The following is a 13,935-nucleotide window of genomic DNA, read 5'->3' on the forward strand; positions in this document are numbered from 1 at the left end:
TGTTCGCTCGATGGGGTTTAGTGGTTGACCTGGTGTGCCGGTTCGCGGTGTTCGAGGACGTCGATGACGGCGTGGGCGGCTGCGAGCCCAGCCCGGGCACGGGCTTCGACGGTTTGCCCGGCGAGGTGGGAGGTGATGAGCACGTTGTCCAGGCCCCGAAGAGGGCTGTCGTCGGGGAGGGGCTCCCTTTCGAGAACGTCCAAGGCAGCTGCGGCGATGGTGCCGTCGGACAATGCTTTGGCCAGTGCGTCTTCATCCACGAGTGAGCCCCGCGCGGTGTTGATGAGCACGGCAGTGGGTTTCATTGCTTGCAGCCGGCAGGCATTGATGAGCTGTCCGGTGGCCTGGCCTCCCCGGGTGTGCAGGGAGAGGTAGTCGGATTCCTGGATGACCGTGTCGAGGTCGGTAAACCGGACCGCAGTGTTCCGGGGGTCTGGGTGGGCGGTGCTGACGAGGATGTTCATGCCGAGGGCGACCCCGAGGTTCGCGGTGGCCCGTCCGCTGGGCCCGTAGCCGATGATGCCCAACGTGGAGCCGCGGAGTTCGTGGCCGGCTTCACGCGGCCAGTGGCGTTGCCGGACGGCATTCGTAACCTCTGTGACGCGGCGTGCAGCCATGATGATCAGCCCGATGGTCAGTTCGGCGACGGAGTGGTGGTTTGTTCCGGGAGCGTTGCAGACCTTGATTCCTCCGGCGGAAGCGGCCTGGATGTCGATGGAGTCGAAGCCGACGCCGCTGCGTGCGATGACTTTGAGGGAGGACGCATCAGCGAGCATGTCGGCGGTAACGGGTTCACTGGCGAGGATGGCTCCGGAGATGCCGTCGAACAGTGAGCGACGTTCCTCAAGGGACCGTGAGCCTCTGGACGGTGCGTAGACGGGTTCCAAGCCATGGTCGCGTAGGAGGTGGTCGACGGCATCTCCGGCGTGCAGGTAGTCGGTAGTGATGAGTATGCGCCGCGTCATGGTGTGGTGTTCCTCGTCGGTATAGCGGTGGGCTGGTGCTGGGTGAAGTGCACACGGGTCAGGGCCGCCCCCGGGAGAGAGGCGGCCCTGACAGGGTTTAGTGGGCGTCGACCGTCTCGGTCTCGACGTGGTCGGCCGTCCTTGCCGGGAGTTCGTTCTTCTTTCGACCCGATGCGTGGATCACGTTGCGGGCCTGTGCCAGGTCGAAGTCTTTCTCCCATTTGCCGACGACGACTGTTGCCAGCACGTTGCCGATGACGTTGATGAAGACGCGGCCTTCGTTCAGGAGGCGGTCAACGCCGACGATGAGGGCGAGGGCGGCGGTGGGGATCGCGCTGACGGCTCCCAGGGAGCCGGCGAGCACGATGAAGGCTCCGCCGGCGACGCCGGCTGTTCCCTTGCTGGAGATCATCATGATGCCGACCATGGCCAGCTGCTGTTCCCAGGAGAGGTGGATCCCGACGGCCTGGGCCAGGAAGACGGATGCCATGGTGAGGTAGATCGCGGATCCGTCGAGGTTGAAGGAGAACGCGGACGGGATGACGATGCCGACGGTTGGCTTGCCGACGCCCATGTTTTCGAGTTTCTTCATGACCTGCGGGAGTACGGCTTCGCTGGAGCATGTTGCCAGGGCGATCAGGAGCTCGTCTTTGAAGTAGCGCATGACGGTGAAGATGTTCAGGCCGCAGGTCCGGGCGATGATGCCAAGAACGACGAGGACGTAAACGATGCAGGTGGCGGTGAAGAGCAGGATGAGGAAGCCGAGCTGCTGAAGGCTGGTGGCCCCGTATTTGGCTACTGTAGCGGCGAGGGCGCCGAAGGTTCCGATGGGTGCCAGGCGCATGAGCCAGCCAACGATCCGAAACACGACGGTGGACAGGGCGCGGATGCCGCCGGTGAGCAGGACACCGGATTCGCCCGAGAGGTTCAGTGCTGCGCCGAAGACGATGGAGACCAGGAGGGCGGCCGGGATGGCGCTGCTGGTGAGGGCGCCGAAGAATGACGTGGGGATCAGGCTGTTGACGAACTCGATGCCGTCAAAGCTCTTGCCGGCGCCGGGGATCTTGTCGGCGTTCAGCTTGGAGACGTCGATGTTCATGCCGTCGCCGGGGTGGAAGATGTTGGCGACGAGCAGGCCGATAAGCATCGAGATGAGGGAGAGGACGATGAAGTAACCCAGGGCCTTGATGCCGATTCGTCCTGCTTTGCGGAGGCTGTCCATGGACGCAACGCCGAGGGTGACGACGCAGAAGACGACCGGGATGATGATCATCTTGACCAGGGCGATGAACCAGTCGCTGAGCGGGGTCAGCTGCGAGCCGACCTGCGGGATGAACATGCCTACGAGGATGCCGAGGACTCCTCCGAGGAGTACCTGGAACCAGAGTTCACGGATCAGACGCCCGAACCGGGACGACTGTTTGGGCTGGTGTGGGGAATGCTGGTGGTCCTGCACAGTGTGGGAAGACATCTTGGGTGCTCCTTTGCACGTCAGACAGAGAAGTTAGGGGTGGTTGCCTGGTCCCGGGCAGTTCTGCTGCCCGGGACCAGGCAGGTGTGGGTGGTTTACTCGTGCAGGCCGCGCAGGACCTTGTAGAACTCGGCCTTGCCTTCCAGGCCAATGCCGGGCAGGTCGCCGGGGGCTACGCGGCTGTTGACGACGACTGCGTCGTCGGTGAAGCCGCCGGTGGGCTGGAATTCGCCGGGGTAGGACTCGTTGCCGCCGAGCTTGAGGGCTGCGGCGATGTGCAGGGAGAACTGGTGTCCGCCGTGCGGGATGCAGCGGCGGGAGGACCAGCCGTGCTGGGCCAGCATGTCCTGGATCCGGCGGTATTCGGTGAGGCCGTAGCTCAACGCCGGGTCGACCTGGATGAAGTCGCGGTCCGGGCGCATGCCGCCGTAGCGGACCAGGTTCCGTGCGTCCTGGAGGGAGAACAGGTTCTCACCGGTCGCGATGGGGTTCCTGTAGTGCTCGGAGAGTGTGGCGTTGAGTGCGTAGTCCAGCGGGTCGCCGACTTCTTCGTACCAGAACAGTCCGTACTTATCGATGGCTTTTCCGTATTCCAGGGCGGTGTCCAGGTCGAACTTGCCGTTGACGTCCACCATGAGGCGGGATGCGTCGCCGTCCAGGACTTCGATGACGGCTTCGATGCGGCGAAGGTCTTCGGCCAGGTCGGCGCCGCCGATCTTCATCTTGACGATGTTGTAGCCCTGGGCGAGGAAGCCGCGCATTTCGTTCTGGAGGTCTTCAAGGGTCTTGCCGGGTGCGTAGTAGCCGCCGGCGGCGTAGACGAAGACGTCCTTGTCGGGGTTGCCGTCACCGTAGTGGTCCGAGATCCACCGGTACAGCGGGACACCGGCGATCTTTGCTGCCAGGTCATGCAGGGCCATGTCGGCTACACCCACAGCAACGGAACGCTCCCCATGGCCACCGGGCTTTTCGTTGGACATCATGATGTCCCACGCCTTTTCCGGCGAAAGTTCGCCGTTCTGATCCATGAGGTCCTCGGCGGGAGCGTCCAGCAGGCGCGGCAGGATGCGGTCCTGCAGGATGCCCGTAGCGTTGTAGCGGCCGTTGGAGTTGAACCCGTAACCCACCAGCGGCTTGCCATCGACGAACACATCGCTGACGAGGGCGATGATGGTGCAGTCCATCTTGGTGAAGTCAATGAATGCGTTCCGGATGGACGAGCTGATGGGGATGGTGCCCACGTGGGCAGAAACAATTTTCATCTTTGAATTTCTCCTGTTGGATCTTATATCTTATAAGATTGAAATTTAGCGAAGCCCAGGCGTTGGGTTTACGAGGGGAACGCTCGAACAAATATCTTATAAGGTCTTGGGTTCAAGGCTAGCGCAGACGTGATGGGGAGCACAAGCCCACATTCAGAATTTCTTATAAGATGTCTTGTAGCAGGTTAGTCAGGGGACGAACGTCCCGACGAGAGATTCGGAGCGGCAGATGACCACAAACGTCTTTTCAAGCAAAGGCAGTATGGCGTACAGCGAACTCCGCCGGCTGATCCTCTCCGGTGGCCTAACCCCCGGCTCGCGCATCTCCCAGTACGAGTTGGCGGACAGCATGCAGATGAGCATAACTCCCTTGCGTGAGGCGATCCGCCGGCTCGCCAGCGAAGGCCTGATCGTCATGGACACGCACCGGGATTCCCGCGTGGCGAGCATGAGTGCCGCGGAAGCGCGCGAACTCCTTGAAGTCCGCCTGTCACTTGAGCCATCGGCAACGGAGTTGGCAGCAGCCCGCAGGACGGACGCTGATATCGCAGCAATGCGTGCAGCAGCGGAGAAGCTTCTGCCTGTAACGCGGGTATGGGGTGAGGATGCCATTACGGTGCACCGCGACTTCCACCGGGCCGTCTACACCGCTTCCCACAACGCCACCTTCATCAAGCTCCTGGACGATCTTTGGGATAAGTCCGATCGGTACCGCCGCATCGGTCTGGAGCTTCCCTCCGGTGATGAGCCCCGGACCATCGACCTGAACCAGCACCACCAGATACTCGAGCTCGTGATCGCCGGAGATGGACCCGGCGCGGCCGACCTCGCACGGACCCACATTGCCAACAGCCTCACAGCCTCGGTCACCGGAGCCCTGGAGGAACGCGAAACCGTCCAGTCGGTGTCCCTGGAGAAAACTGCCTAGCATAGGCGACTTCCCTTCGGCCGCTGAGGTGGCTGTTGTCCGGCACGGCTATTCAGCCTGAGGGTCTTCCTGACCGACGGTGCGGAACTCGCTTGGGCGCGGCATTCAGGGTGACAGCCAGGTCATCGAGGAGTTCAAGGCTGTTGGGCTAGTGCTCGACCGACATCAGTTTGAAGGTTCTTCTGTCGCCGGCTCTTTGCAGTAGTTAGCGGTCCGCGCGGGCATTCCCTGGATAATTGTCTATCTCGGGTTTCGTGCGAACAGTTGGTGTTGCTGTTGATTCCCGGAGCAGGAGCTTTGGCCTCACCTTTGAGTCCCGAACAGTCTCAGTGGCAGACAGCCGTTGCTGGAGTAGCTGAAAGGCCCGCTGGCCCAGGTCCTTGAAGTCGGGTGAGACTGTTGACAGTGCCGGCCAGGTGAATTCGCTGAAGGGCTGGTTGTCCCAGCCGATTATGGAAACTTCTTCCGGCACCCGCACGCCTTTTTCATGAAGGGCACGTAGCGCAGCGACGGCTAGACCGTCGTTGGAGCAGAAGATCGCGGTCGTGTCAGGATCCGCGGCGATTCGGAGCCCCTGTTCGTATCCTGACCGGGCAGAGCGGGATGCTTCAAGTACAGGTGGTGGCGTTATGCCGGCATCGACAAGGGCGTCGTGCCATCCCTGGTACCGTCCGGAAAATTGGGTGAGCGGGAACAGGCCGAGGTGGTGGACGGTGTGGTGCCCAAGCTGTAGCAGGTGTTCTGTCGCCTGCCGGCCGGCGGCGTACTCATCGATGAAGGCGTACGGGAAACCCGGCTGGCCTACTGGGAATCCGGAGGCCGCCACGGTCGGGACGGTGGTTGGCAGTTGCTTGAGGACCTCTGCTGCTGAGGGGTCGAAGTCCAGAACGATGATACCGGCGAGCTGCTGCTGGAGTGTTGCTTCCAGCGCTGCTTTTACGTCTGGTTCATCAGCGGATCTCACTGCCGAGATGACAACGGAGAACCCTGCTGCCTGCGCGGCTTCTTCGATCCCGGCCAAGGTGTTGGCATAACCGTAGGCTGACGTACTTGCTGCGAAAATCGCGATCATCGTCCGCTCGCCGCTTCTCAAAGTGCGGGCAAGGGAGCTGGGCCGGTAGTTCAGTTCCTTTATGGCAGCTTCGACGCGGTCCCGCAGTCCTTGGCTCACGGGGATGTTTCCCGTCAGCACCCGGGAGACGGTTGGCACTGAAACCCCCGCAAGGCGTGCCACATCCGCAATGACTGGCTTGCGGGAGTCTTTGGCGATTTTCATGTCCATCCTCGTTGTAGGGGTAGCGTCTGTTACGACTGACTAACCGGATAGGCCGGTGCGGGCGCTTACTCGCTTCCTGATCAACAGCCACGCCAGCAAGGCCGGCACGAGGCCGCTGCCCAATGGAATCAGTGTAGGCACGCGCAGGGCGAGGATCCCCCATGTCGCCAGTGCCAGGACACATGCGCCCAGCGGCAAGGGTTTCGTAAGGACGATTTTGAGCGACGCGTCCCACAGGTTGCGGCGGGTGGTGCTGGGATCCGTTTCCATGGCTGCCGCCAGCAGGGCGAGGTGGATGGCAGCAGCGACACCGCAGAGAGGAACGATGATGCACAGGGCCACCGTCCCGAGCAGTCCCGGAGTGGACAGCCAAAAGAGAATGGAAAACACTGCGGCGGCTGCAAGGATCACGGCCAGCGCCCCAGGAAGGCCCACCCTCGACCACGCCCACGCAAATTCTCTGGAGAAGCGGCGCGTCGCGCCCGGCTTGTCTTCGAGTATGACCTGCCGGAATGCCCGTTGAAGGGCAACCGCAGCTGGCAGAACAGTCACCAAAGGAAGGCTGAACAGCAGGAACAGAATCTGCAGCAATAGGACCTCGCCCACCACTTCGAGCCCGGTCAGAACGGCCGCTCCCTTGGGTCGGCTTCTTTGCTGTTCCATGTAACCATCCTTACTAAGCAGCTTCGTTGCTGGCAGGAAGCCTTCAGCGTCCATCTAATCAGGAAACGAACACTTGTGACTTGCATCTCTGATATCGATATCATACACTCGATGCACACGCTATCCACCGTCGGATGGCTAATTCAGGAGGATTGATATGGCACGTCGACGTGCAGGATTTCTCGCGCTGGCGGTCGCCGGCAGCTTGGCCCTCAGCGCCTGCGGTTCCGGTGGAGCATCAACGGCCCCGGCATCCAACCCGGCTGAAGTTACCGGCACGCTCCGTGTTCTGGTTCCGAGCTACCCGGCCAGCAACGAGGGCAAAGCAGCTCTCGACAAAGTAGTTTCTTCATTCAACGCGAAATACCCCAAGGTCACGGTCGAACCTGACTTCGCCACGTTCGATACCTTGAACCAGAAGATTTCCACCTCTATTGCAGGTGGCCAGGGGTACGACGTCCTGGTGACTGGCATCGGCTGGGTTCCGCCCTTCGCCGCCAAGAACGTGTTCGAGGACCTCTCCTCATTCGGCGCTACGGCCGATTCGCTCGGCAAGTCCACCAATCCGGCTCTTGTTCCGGCCGCCGAGTTCAAGGGCAAGGTCTACGCTGTTCCGCTAATCGCGGGCCCGAAGCCGTTGGCTCTGCGCAAGTCACTGTTTGAAAAGGCAGGCCTGGACCCGACCAAGCCGCCCACCACCATGGACGAAATCAAGACGGCAGCGGAGAAGCTGACGGTCAAGGACGCGGCCGGCAACATCACCCAGGCCGGCTTCGACTTCTGGGCAGGACCTGGCGGTTACCGCCAGGACTTCGTCGCCCTGCTCGGATCACTGGGCAAGCCGCTGTACGACACCGACGGAAATCCCCAATTCTCCGGCTCTGAGGGCACTCAGGCCCTCGAGTGGATGCAGAGCATGGTCAACAACGTGCAAAAGTATGGCGCGCAGAACGCGGCAAAGTCTCCGCTCGTCAACACCGGGGAAGCCGCCATGGGATTCACCGGAGGCTACATCGACTGCTCCGATAAGGGTGTCGGCAAGGCTGTATGTGACGACCTGGTCTACTTCAACCTGAAAGACAAGGAAGGTTCGATGTTCACCGGCGGGCAGCTTGCCTCCGTGGGTAAGAGCAGCAAGCTCAAGTCTGCCGCCTGGGACTTTATCCAGGAGCTGAGCAAGCCTGAGGCCGAATCCGGCATTGCTACCCTTAACTTCGCTGTCCCCGCTGCCAAGGATGCAGCTGACTCGGATGTCGTGAAATCCAACCCTGCCAGCACCTTCGTTGCGGCAAACCTGGGCGACGCCAAATTTGAAGGCGGAGCGGCCAACTGGCTCGAGCTGCGTGGAACGTTCGGCACCAGCCTCGATGACGCTCTCCTGGGTAAGAAGTCGGTACAGGAAACACTTTCTGCACTGGAGCAGCAGTCAAAGTGAGCACCATCAAAGAAACGAAGCCAGCGGTGCGCGCGACGCGGGGAAGCAATCCCGGTGCCGCGCGCCCCGCCGGGCGCGACGGCTCACGCCTGACGCGCCAGCAGTCCCGCGCCGGCTGGTGGCTGTTGGCCCCGGCACTATTGCACTCCACATTCTTTCTTGCAGTCCCGGCAGTGGTTGCACTGTTCCTGAGTTTCACAAACTACGACTTCTCGGGCACTTGGCAACTCATCGGAACTGAAAACTATGTGGAGCTTTTCCAGGACACCCGGTTTCAGGCAGCTCTTCGGAACACCATCGCCTACACCCTCGTCGTCGTCCCCCTGGCCATGGTCCTGGCCCTGCTGATCGCGCTGGGCTTGAACCAGAAAATCCGCGGGCTGGGCTTCTTCCGCACGGTGTACTACCTGCCCGTGGTCACCGCCACTGTGGCCGTAGCCTCGGTCTGGCTGTGGATCTACCACCCAAGTGCAGGCCTGGCGAACGCGGTCGGGAGCCTCTTCGGCTTGGCCCGCTCGGAGTGGCTCAATGACCCGGGCACGGCTTTGCCGGCTTTGATGGCGGTGGGCATTTGGCAAGGGCTCGGCGCCAAAATGATTGTCTACCTGGCCGCCCTCCAGGGCGTGTCAAAGGAACTGCTGGAGGCAGCAAACCTCGATGGCGCCAACCGCTGGCAGGTCTTCCGGAACGTCATCTGGCCGGCCCTCGGCCCCGCACATTACTTCGTCCTCATCACCGCCATCGTGCAGACCTTCCAGGTGTTTGACCTCGTCTTCGTCATGACCAAGGGCGGCCCCGTCAACTCCACAACCGTCCTGACCTTCGACATCTATAACAATGCCTTCGAAGGCCTCCGGCTGGGCTACGCGTCCGCCGAAACGGTCATCATGCTCGTACTCATCGCGGCCTTCATCTACCTGGGCGGCCGTTCGCAAAGGAAGAACCAGGATGCGTCGTAGGAATAACCTCACAGCCGGTCGAGTGGTCCTCTACGCGGTACTCCTCCTGGGCTCGGTGCTGATGATCGGCCCCTTCATCTGGATGATACTGACGGCGCTGAAATCCACGGGCGAAGTAAGCACCTTCTCTTGGCTGCCCACGCAATTCCACTGGTCCAACTTTGTCGAAGCGATGGGCGCCGCACCGTTCCTGCGCTACTTCTGGAACAGCCTTATTCTCACCGTCGGTGAGACGGCCCTGACATTGGTGTTCTGCACCATGGCAGGTTACGCCCTGGCGAAGGCTCCGATCCGGGGGGCCAAGGGGCTTCTGAACTATTTCATTGCCCTGATGATGGTCCCGTTCCAGATCGTGCTGGTCCCGCTGTTCCTGCTGGTGAAGTCCATTCCGTTCTTCGGCGGAAACGATATTCTGGGCCAGGGCGGCACCGGCTGGCTGAACACCTGGTGGGCCTTGATTATCCCGCTGGCCATCGCGCCGCTGTACACCTTCCTCGCACGCCAGTTCTATGTCACCCTCCCCTCGGAACTTGCCGATGCTGCACGAGTGGACGGGCTCGGAGAATTCGGAATCTTCTTCCGGATCATGACGCCCCTGATCAAGCCCGCGTTGGTGACAATCGGCGTCTTCCAAATAGAGGCCGCGTGGAACAGCTTCCTGTGGCCCTTGATCGTCACCAACTCAGACGAACTGCGACCCCTGCAGGTGGGACTGGCGATCTTCTCCCAGGATCCCCTCAACGTCCAATGGCCCTACCTGATGGCCGGTGCAACCCTTGCAACGCTGCCGATGATCATCCTGTTCATCTTCGCCCAGCGCAGGTTCGTCGAAGGCATGGCCAGCGCCGGACTCAAAGGCTGAACCCTTCATCTTCCGCCCTACACAAGGAAACACATGATCACGCCGTCGGCCTCCACCCTGGGCGCACCCGAAACACCCCTGCCGGTCGTGCTGGACTGGCTGCAGGCCACCGGCTTTTCTGGAATCGAACTGCGGCTCGCCCCGGGGGAACCCGCCGACCCGTCCCTGTCACCGGCAGCCAGGCAAGCACTGCGCCAGGACATCGAAGCCGCCGGCGTTAAGGTCACAGCCGTTGCAAGTTACGTCAGGGTGGCAGCGACCACCGACGACGACGCGGTCATCGCCGAACTCATCCAGACGCTGGACTTCGCCAGTGATCTCGGCGCTCCAATGATCCGGATCTTCCCGGGAGCCGAGACCGCCCAGGGCTCCTTCACCGCACCTCCGGTCCTGATAGAACCCCGAGACGAGGTGGACCAGCGCGCAGCCCGGAGGCTCAACTCCATAACCGGTTACGCACAGTCGTTGGGGGTGCTGCCTGCTCTGGAGACGCATGATTCACATCCCACCGGGACAGACATCTCTCGGATCCTGGAAAAGGTTGAAGGCAACATCGGGGTGGTATGGGATCTTCTGCACCCATGGCGCACAGGGGAGTCTCTGGAGGCAACCTGGACTGCTCTCGAGCCGTGGCTGACGGCAGGCCGCGCCAACGTGCAGATCAAGGACGCCATGCTGCCGGTGAGCACGCCGGTCCCCCTGGGAGAGGGAAACCTCCCCCTTGAGGACTTTGGCCGCCTGTTGGTCAACAAGGGATATCGCGGAACTATCACCCTCGAATGGGAAAAAGCCTGGCACCCAGAGGCGGCCCGACTGGATGTAGCACTGAAATCAGCCCGCACGTGGCTGGACCGGCACTGGCCTGGGGGAGACCGATGAACGCGGCACTACACAGCAAAGGACAGCTCAAACCGGCAAAGTTCCGCCCCAGAATCGGGCTTGCCATGCAGGACGCAGCCCTGCGGGATGCACTTTTCTCCAAGCGCCTGAGGTCACGCCTTGAAGCCATTGGAGACTGCGACTTCAGCCACGTCATCCAGGACTTTTCCACTGTCCCGGACAACGTCCTGGCAGAACTCGATGTCTTGATCACCGGATGGTTTTCCCCCCGCATCGACGCCACCGTCCTGGACCGCATGCCGCGGCTTCGACTCATTGCCCACGCCGGCGGGAGCATCAAAGGCCACGTCCTGCCCGATTGCTGGGACAGGGGGATCACCGCAACAACAGCGGCCGAAGCCAATGCCCTCCCGGTCGCCGAGTTCACCTTGGCGCTGGTGCTCCTGGCAGGAAAGTCCGCCATCACAGCCAGCCGCCTCTACTCCCAGCGGCAAATCAAGATCGACAGGGAGGCGGAGTTCCCGGACTGCGGCAACTACGAACGAGCTGTCGGAATCGTCGGTGCTTCCACGATCGGCAGACTCGTCCTGGAGCGCCTCCAGCCGTTCGACTTCGACATAGCACTTTACGACCCGACGATCTCAGCGTCAGAGGCCCGGCAGCTCGGGGCCCGGCTGGTAGATCTTGATGAACTCATGGCTTGCAGCGACATCGTCTCACTGCACGCCCCCCTCCTCCCGGAGACCACCCACATGATCGGAACCAAGCAGCTGGCGGCCATGAGGGACGGGTCAACCCTGATCAACACAGCACGCGGCGAGCTCGTCGATCAGACCGCGCTGACCAAGGAATTGGAGGCAGGGCGCATCACGGCCTACCTCGACGTAACCAGTCCGGAACCGCTGCCTGCCGGTGACCGCCTGTTTACTCTGCCCAACGTCTTGCTGACACCGCACATCGCCGGCTCGATGGGCACCGAGCTGCACAGGATGACCGCGTACGCACTGGAGGAAGTCGAGCGCTACGCGGCAGGCCTGCCCCCGAAATTTCCCGTCGGCCTGTCCGACCTGGCAAGGATGGCTTAGCACATGGTCACCAATTCGATCTCCTGGACCAACGGCACTTTTCATCTGGCTCTTCGCACGGGCACCGACCATCCGGTCAGTGTTGCCGCCCTTGATCCCAGAGATGAGCCAGGCACTCTCTTCGAGCCTGCACCTGCCCTGGTTGAAATCCTGACCGTGCAACATGGCAGGGCCAGGACAAGCCAACGTTACGGTGAGTCGGCCATCGGGGCCCGGCTCCGGTACACAGGCCACCAAACCGGCAAAGACGCACACTGGCACACCCTCACCGTGCAGCAGCGTGACGACGAAACCGGAATCGAGGCCGACGTCGTGTTCAGGGCAGCCGCAGGCGTCCGGGCCGTCCAAGCCGTCACCACCGTGCGCAACACCGGGCAAGAGCCTGTCCAGCTGCAGGCGGTCACCTCCTTTGCCGCGCCGCTCCTTACCGGCGGGCGGGCAGTGGACCCGGCCGCCCTGCGCCTTGCCTCCGGGTCGTCCCAGTGGCTGGGGGAGAACCAGTGGACCCTGGAGCCCCTGCGGAGCGTGCTTCCGGATTTGAACCTCGGTTTCCACGACCAAGACCAGCGGGGGCATCTGATCCGCGCCTCAACATCATCGTGGTCAACGGGCGGACCTCTGCCGACAGGAGCCCTGGTGGACGCCGACGACGACAGGTGGTGCTGGATGTGGCAGGTAGAACACAACGGCGGGTGGGCGTGGGAGCTGAGCGAGACACGCCGAGGCGCCAACCTGGCCCTGCTGGGGCCCACCGACGACCAGCACCAGTGGCTGCACCTGCTTCAGCCAGACCAGGCGTTCACGTCAGTTCCTGCCTCGTTGGCTGTCAGCGACGACGGTCTTCAGGGTGCACTCGCTGAAATGACGTCACACCGCCGGGCACTCCGTGGCACCCCCGTGACCACCGGACCGGCAGTAATCTACAACGATTTCATGAATACCCTCATGGGTGACCCCACCACTGAAAAGCTCCTGCCCCTGATCAAGAGTGCCAAGTCGGCCGGTGCAGACGTGTTCTGCATCGACGCAGGCTGGTACGACGACGGGACAGACTGGTGGGACGCGGTAGGGGAATGGGAGCCGAGCGCCGGCCGCTTTCCCAACGGGCTAAGCGAAGTCACCGACGCCATTGGACTCCATGGCATGGGCGTGGGCATCTGGCTTGAGCCTGAAGTCATCGGAGTCCGCAGCCCCATGGCTGATGCGCTGCCCGACGCGGCCTTCCTGCAACGCAACGGTACTCGCGTGGTGGAGCACGGCAGGTACCACCTGGACTTCCGCCACCCGGCCGCGAGGGCACATCTGGACCAGACCGTGGACCGGCTCGTCCACGACTTCGGAGTGAGCTATTTCAAGCTTGACTACAACATCACGGCCGGCCCAGGAACAGACGTCGGCGCCAACTCCACCGGCGCCGGCCTGCTCGGGCACAACCGCGCCTACCTTGACTGGCTCGACGGGATAAAAACCCGGCACCCGCTGGTGACGATCGAAAATTGCGCTTCGGGGGCTATGCGGCAGGACTACGCTCTTCTGTCCCGCCTGGATCTTCAGTCCACGTCCGACCAGCAGGACCTGCTCCGATACCCGCCCATCGCCGCCAATGCCTTCGTCAGTGTCCTGCCGGAGCAGGCAGCACACTGGTCCTACCCACAACCCGGGATGGGCGATGATGAAATCCGCTTCACCATGGCAACCGGAATGCTCGGCCGGATGTGCCTCTCGGGCTTCCTCGACCGGATGACGCCGGGTCAGCTTGCGTTGGTACGTGAAGCCGTATCGGTCCACAAGGCACTACTTCCGGAAATCGAAGCGTCCAGCGCCTTCTATCCCTCAGGAATACCCCTCTGGGATGACCAGTGGCTATCCGTGGGACTCCGGGCTTCCGAAAGGGACCTGGTAACCGTATGGCAGCGCGGTCACGAGCAGAACGAGTTCACCCTGCATTTGCCTCGCTGGACCGGGCAGGACATCACGATTCGCTGGCTGGTATCGGGTAGAGGTTTCGAGACAAAGTGGGACCCATCCGGGTACCTGTTCCTCACTGACACGACGGGCAGCCGACATCCGTACGCGGCGACCTTCACCGTTCAGGCTGCCTAGAAAAGGGCATTCGGGGACGTGTCGGCACCGGTTGCTCGATAGCTGATAGCCCCGCCGCCGGTTTCGTCGAAGCATTTGCGATTCCT

Annotated in this window: 12 protein-coding genes; 7 read left to right on the forward strand and 5 right to left on the reverse strand. The window is 62.1% G+C overall.

Annotation, left to right across the window (positions count from 1 at the left end; all coding sequences use genetic code 11):
- Positions 1 to 17: 17 nt before the first annotated feature.
- From DFO47_RS16210 to DFO47_RS16220, 3 genes are all read right to left on the reverse strand, one after another.
- Positions 18 to 965, reverse strand: a complete 948-nt coding sequence (locus DFO47_RS16210) for a phosphoglycerate dehydrogenase (protein ID WP_133832296.1) — start codon at positions 963 to 965, stop codon at positions 18 to 20.
- Positions 966 to 1,062: 97 nt separating this feature from the next.
- Positions 1,063 to 2,436, reverse strand: a complete 1,374-nt coding sequence (locus tag DFO47_RS16215; RefSeq protein WP_133832297.1) for a cation:dicarboxylase symporter family transporter — start codon at positions 2,434 to 2,436, stop codon at positions 1,063 to 1,065.
- A gap of 95 nt (positions 2,437 to 2,531) precedes the next feature.
- The gene (locus DFO47_RS16220; RefSeq protein WP_133832298.1) at positions 2,532 to 3,698 is read right to left on the reverse strand and encodes a mandelate racemase/muconate lactonizing enzyme family protein; all 1,167 of its coding nucleotides are present in this window, start codon (positions 3,696 to 3,698) and stop codon (positions 2,532 to 2,534) included.
- 229 nt (positions 3,699 to 3,927) lie between these two features.
- On the opposite strand from DFO47_RS16220, the gene DFO47_RS16225 reads away from it, so the two are divergent.
- On the forward strand, positions 3,928 to 4,626 hold the full coding sequence (locus tag DFO47_RS16225; RefSeq protein ID WP_133832299.1) for a GntR family transcriptional regulator: 699 nt from the start codon (positions 3,928 to 3,930) through the stop codon (positions 4,624 to 4,626).
- Between the two features lie 205 nt (positions 4,627 to 4,831).
- On the opposite strand, the gene DFO47_RS16230 is transcribed toward DFO47_RS16225, so the two are convergent.
- On the reverse strand, positions 4,832 to 5,902 hold the full coding sequence (locus DFO47_RS16230; protein WP_166651738.1) for a LacI family DNA-binding transcriptional regulator: 1,071 nt from the start codon (positions 5,900 to 5,902) through the stop codon (positions 4,832 to 4,834).
- A 39-nt stretch (positions 5,903 to 5,941) separates the two neighbouring features.
- The gene (locus DFO47_RS16235) at positions 5,942 to 6,619 is read right to left on the reverse strand and encodes a DUF624 domain-containing protein (RefSeq protein WP_133832301.1); all 678 of its coding nucleotides are present in this window, start codon (positions 6,617 to 6,619) and stop codon (positions 5,942 to 5,944) included.
- Positions 6,620 to 6,722: 103 nt separating this feature from the next.
- On the opposite strand from DFO47_RS16235, the gene DFO47_RS16240 reads away from it, so the two are divergent.
- The 6 genes from DFO47_RS16240 (at position 6,723) to DFO47_RS16265 (ending at position 13,849) form a co-directional block, all read left to right on the forward strand.
- On the forward strand, positions 6,723 to 8,000 hold the full coding sequence (locus DFO47_RS16240) for an extracellular solute-binding protein (protein ID WP_133832302.1): 1,278 nt from the start codon (positions 6,723 to 6,725) through the stop codon (positions 7,998 to 8,000).
- The gene (locus DFO47_RS16245; RefSeq protein ID WP_208294423.1) at positions 7,997 to 8,959 is read left to right on the forward strand and encodes a sugar ABC transporter permease; all 963 of its coding nucleotides are present in this window, start codon (positions 7,997 to 7,999) and stop codon (positions 8,957 to 8,959) included. Before DFO47_RS16240 ends, DFO47_RS16245 begins: the two co-directional genes overlap by 4 nt.
- Entirely contained in the window at positions 8,949 to 9,821 is an 873-nt protein-coding gene (locus DFO47_RS16250; protein WP_133832303.1) for a carbohydrate ABC transporter permease, read from the forward strand. The genes DFO47_RS16245 and DFO47_RS16250 overlap by 11 nt, the downstream gene beginning before the upstream one ends.
- A 33-nt stretch (positions 9,822 to 9,854) precedes the next feature.
- A complete protein-coding gene (locus tag DFO47_RS16255; protein ID WP_133832304.1) occupies positions 9,855 to 10,700 on the forward strand; it encodes a sugar phosphate isomerase/epimerase family protein in 846 nt (281 codons plus the stop codon).
- A gap of 65 nt (positions 10,701 to 10,765) precedes the next feature.
- A complete protein-coding gene (locus tag DFO47_RS16260) occupies positions 10,766 to 11,746 on the forward strand; it encodes a hydroxyacid dehydrogenase (protein ID WP_133832305.1) in 981 nt (326 codons plus the stop codon).
- Between the two features lie 3 nt (positions 11,747 to 11,749).
- Positions 11,750 to 13,849 (forward strand): glycoside hydrolase family 36 protein, encoded by a 2,100-nt coding sequence (locus DFO47_RS16265; protein ID WP_133832306.1) that lies wholly within the window; start codon positions 11,750 to 11,752, stop codon positions 13,847 to 13,849.
- Positions 13,850 to 13,935: the final 86 nt, after the last annotated feature.

It is taken from the genome of Arthrobacter sp. AG258 (genome assembly GCF_004364695.1).
Taxonomy (GTDB): Bacteria; Actinomycetota; Actinomycetes; order Actinomycetales; family Micrococcaceae; genus Arthrobacter.

What these genes read in the sequence shown, in the direction of transcription:
- DFO47_RS16230 (WP_166651738.1), bottom strand. Translation starts at nt 5,902, where the DNA reads ATGAAAATCGCCAAAGACTCCCGCAAGCCAGTCATTGCGGATGTGGCA.
- DFO47_RS16215 (WP_133832297.1), bottom strand. Translation starts at nt 2,436, where the DNA reads ATGTCTTCCCACACTGTGCAGGACCACCAGCATTCCCCACACCAGCCC.
- DFO47_RS16240 (WP_133832302.1), top strand. Translation starts at nt 6,723, where the DNA reads ATGGCACGTCGACGTGCAGGATTTCTCGCGCTGGCGGTCGCCGGCAGC.
- DFO47_RS16225 (WP_133832299.1), top strand. Translation starts at nt 3,928, where the DNA reads ATGACCACAAACGTCTTTTCAAGCAAAGGCAGTATGGCGTACAGCGAA.
- DFO47_RS16220 (WP_133832298.1), bottom strand. Translation starts at nt 3,698, where the DNA reads ATGAAAATTGTTTCTGCCCACGTGGGCACCATCCCCATCAGCTCGTCC.
- DFO47_RS16210 (WP_133832296.1), bottom strand. Translation starts at nt 965, where the DNA reads ATGACGCGGCGCATACTCATCACTACCGACTACCTGCACGCCGGAGAT.
- DFO47_RS16265 (WP_133832306.1), top strand. Translation starts at nt 11,750, where the DNA reads ATGGTCACCAATTCGATCTCCTGGACCAACGGCACTTTTCATCTGGCT.
- DFO47_RS16235 (WP_133832301.1), bottom strand. Translation starts at nt 6,619, where the DNA reads ATGGACGCTGAAGGCTTCCTGCCAGCAACGAAGCTGCTTAGTAAGGAT.
- DFO47_RS16260 (WP_133832305.1), top strand. Translation starts at nt 10,766, where the DNA reads ATGCAGGACGCAGCCCTGCGGGATGCACTTTTCTCCAAGCGCCTGAGG.
- DFO47_RS16250 (WP_133832303.1), top strand. Translation starts at nt 8,949, where the DNA reads ATGCGTCGTAGGAATAACCTCACAGCCGGTCGAGTGGTCCTCTACGCG.
- DFO47_RS16255 (WP_133832304.1), top strand. Translation starts at nt 9,855, where the DNA reads ATGATCACGCCGTCGGCCTCCACCCTGGGCGCACCCGAAACACCCCTG.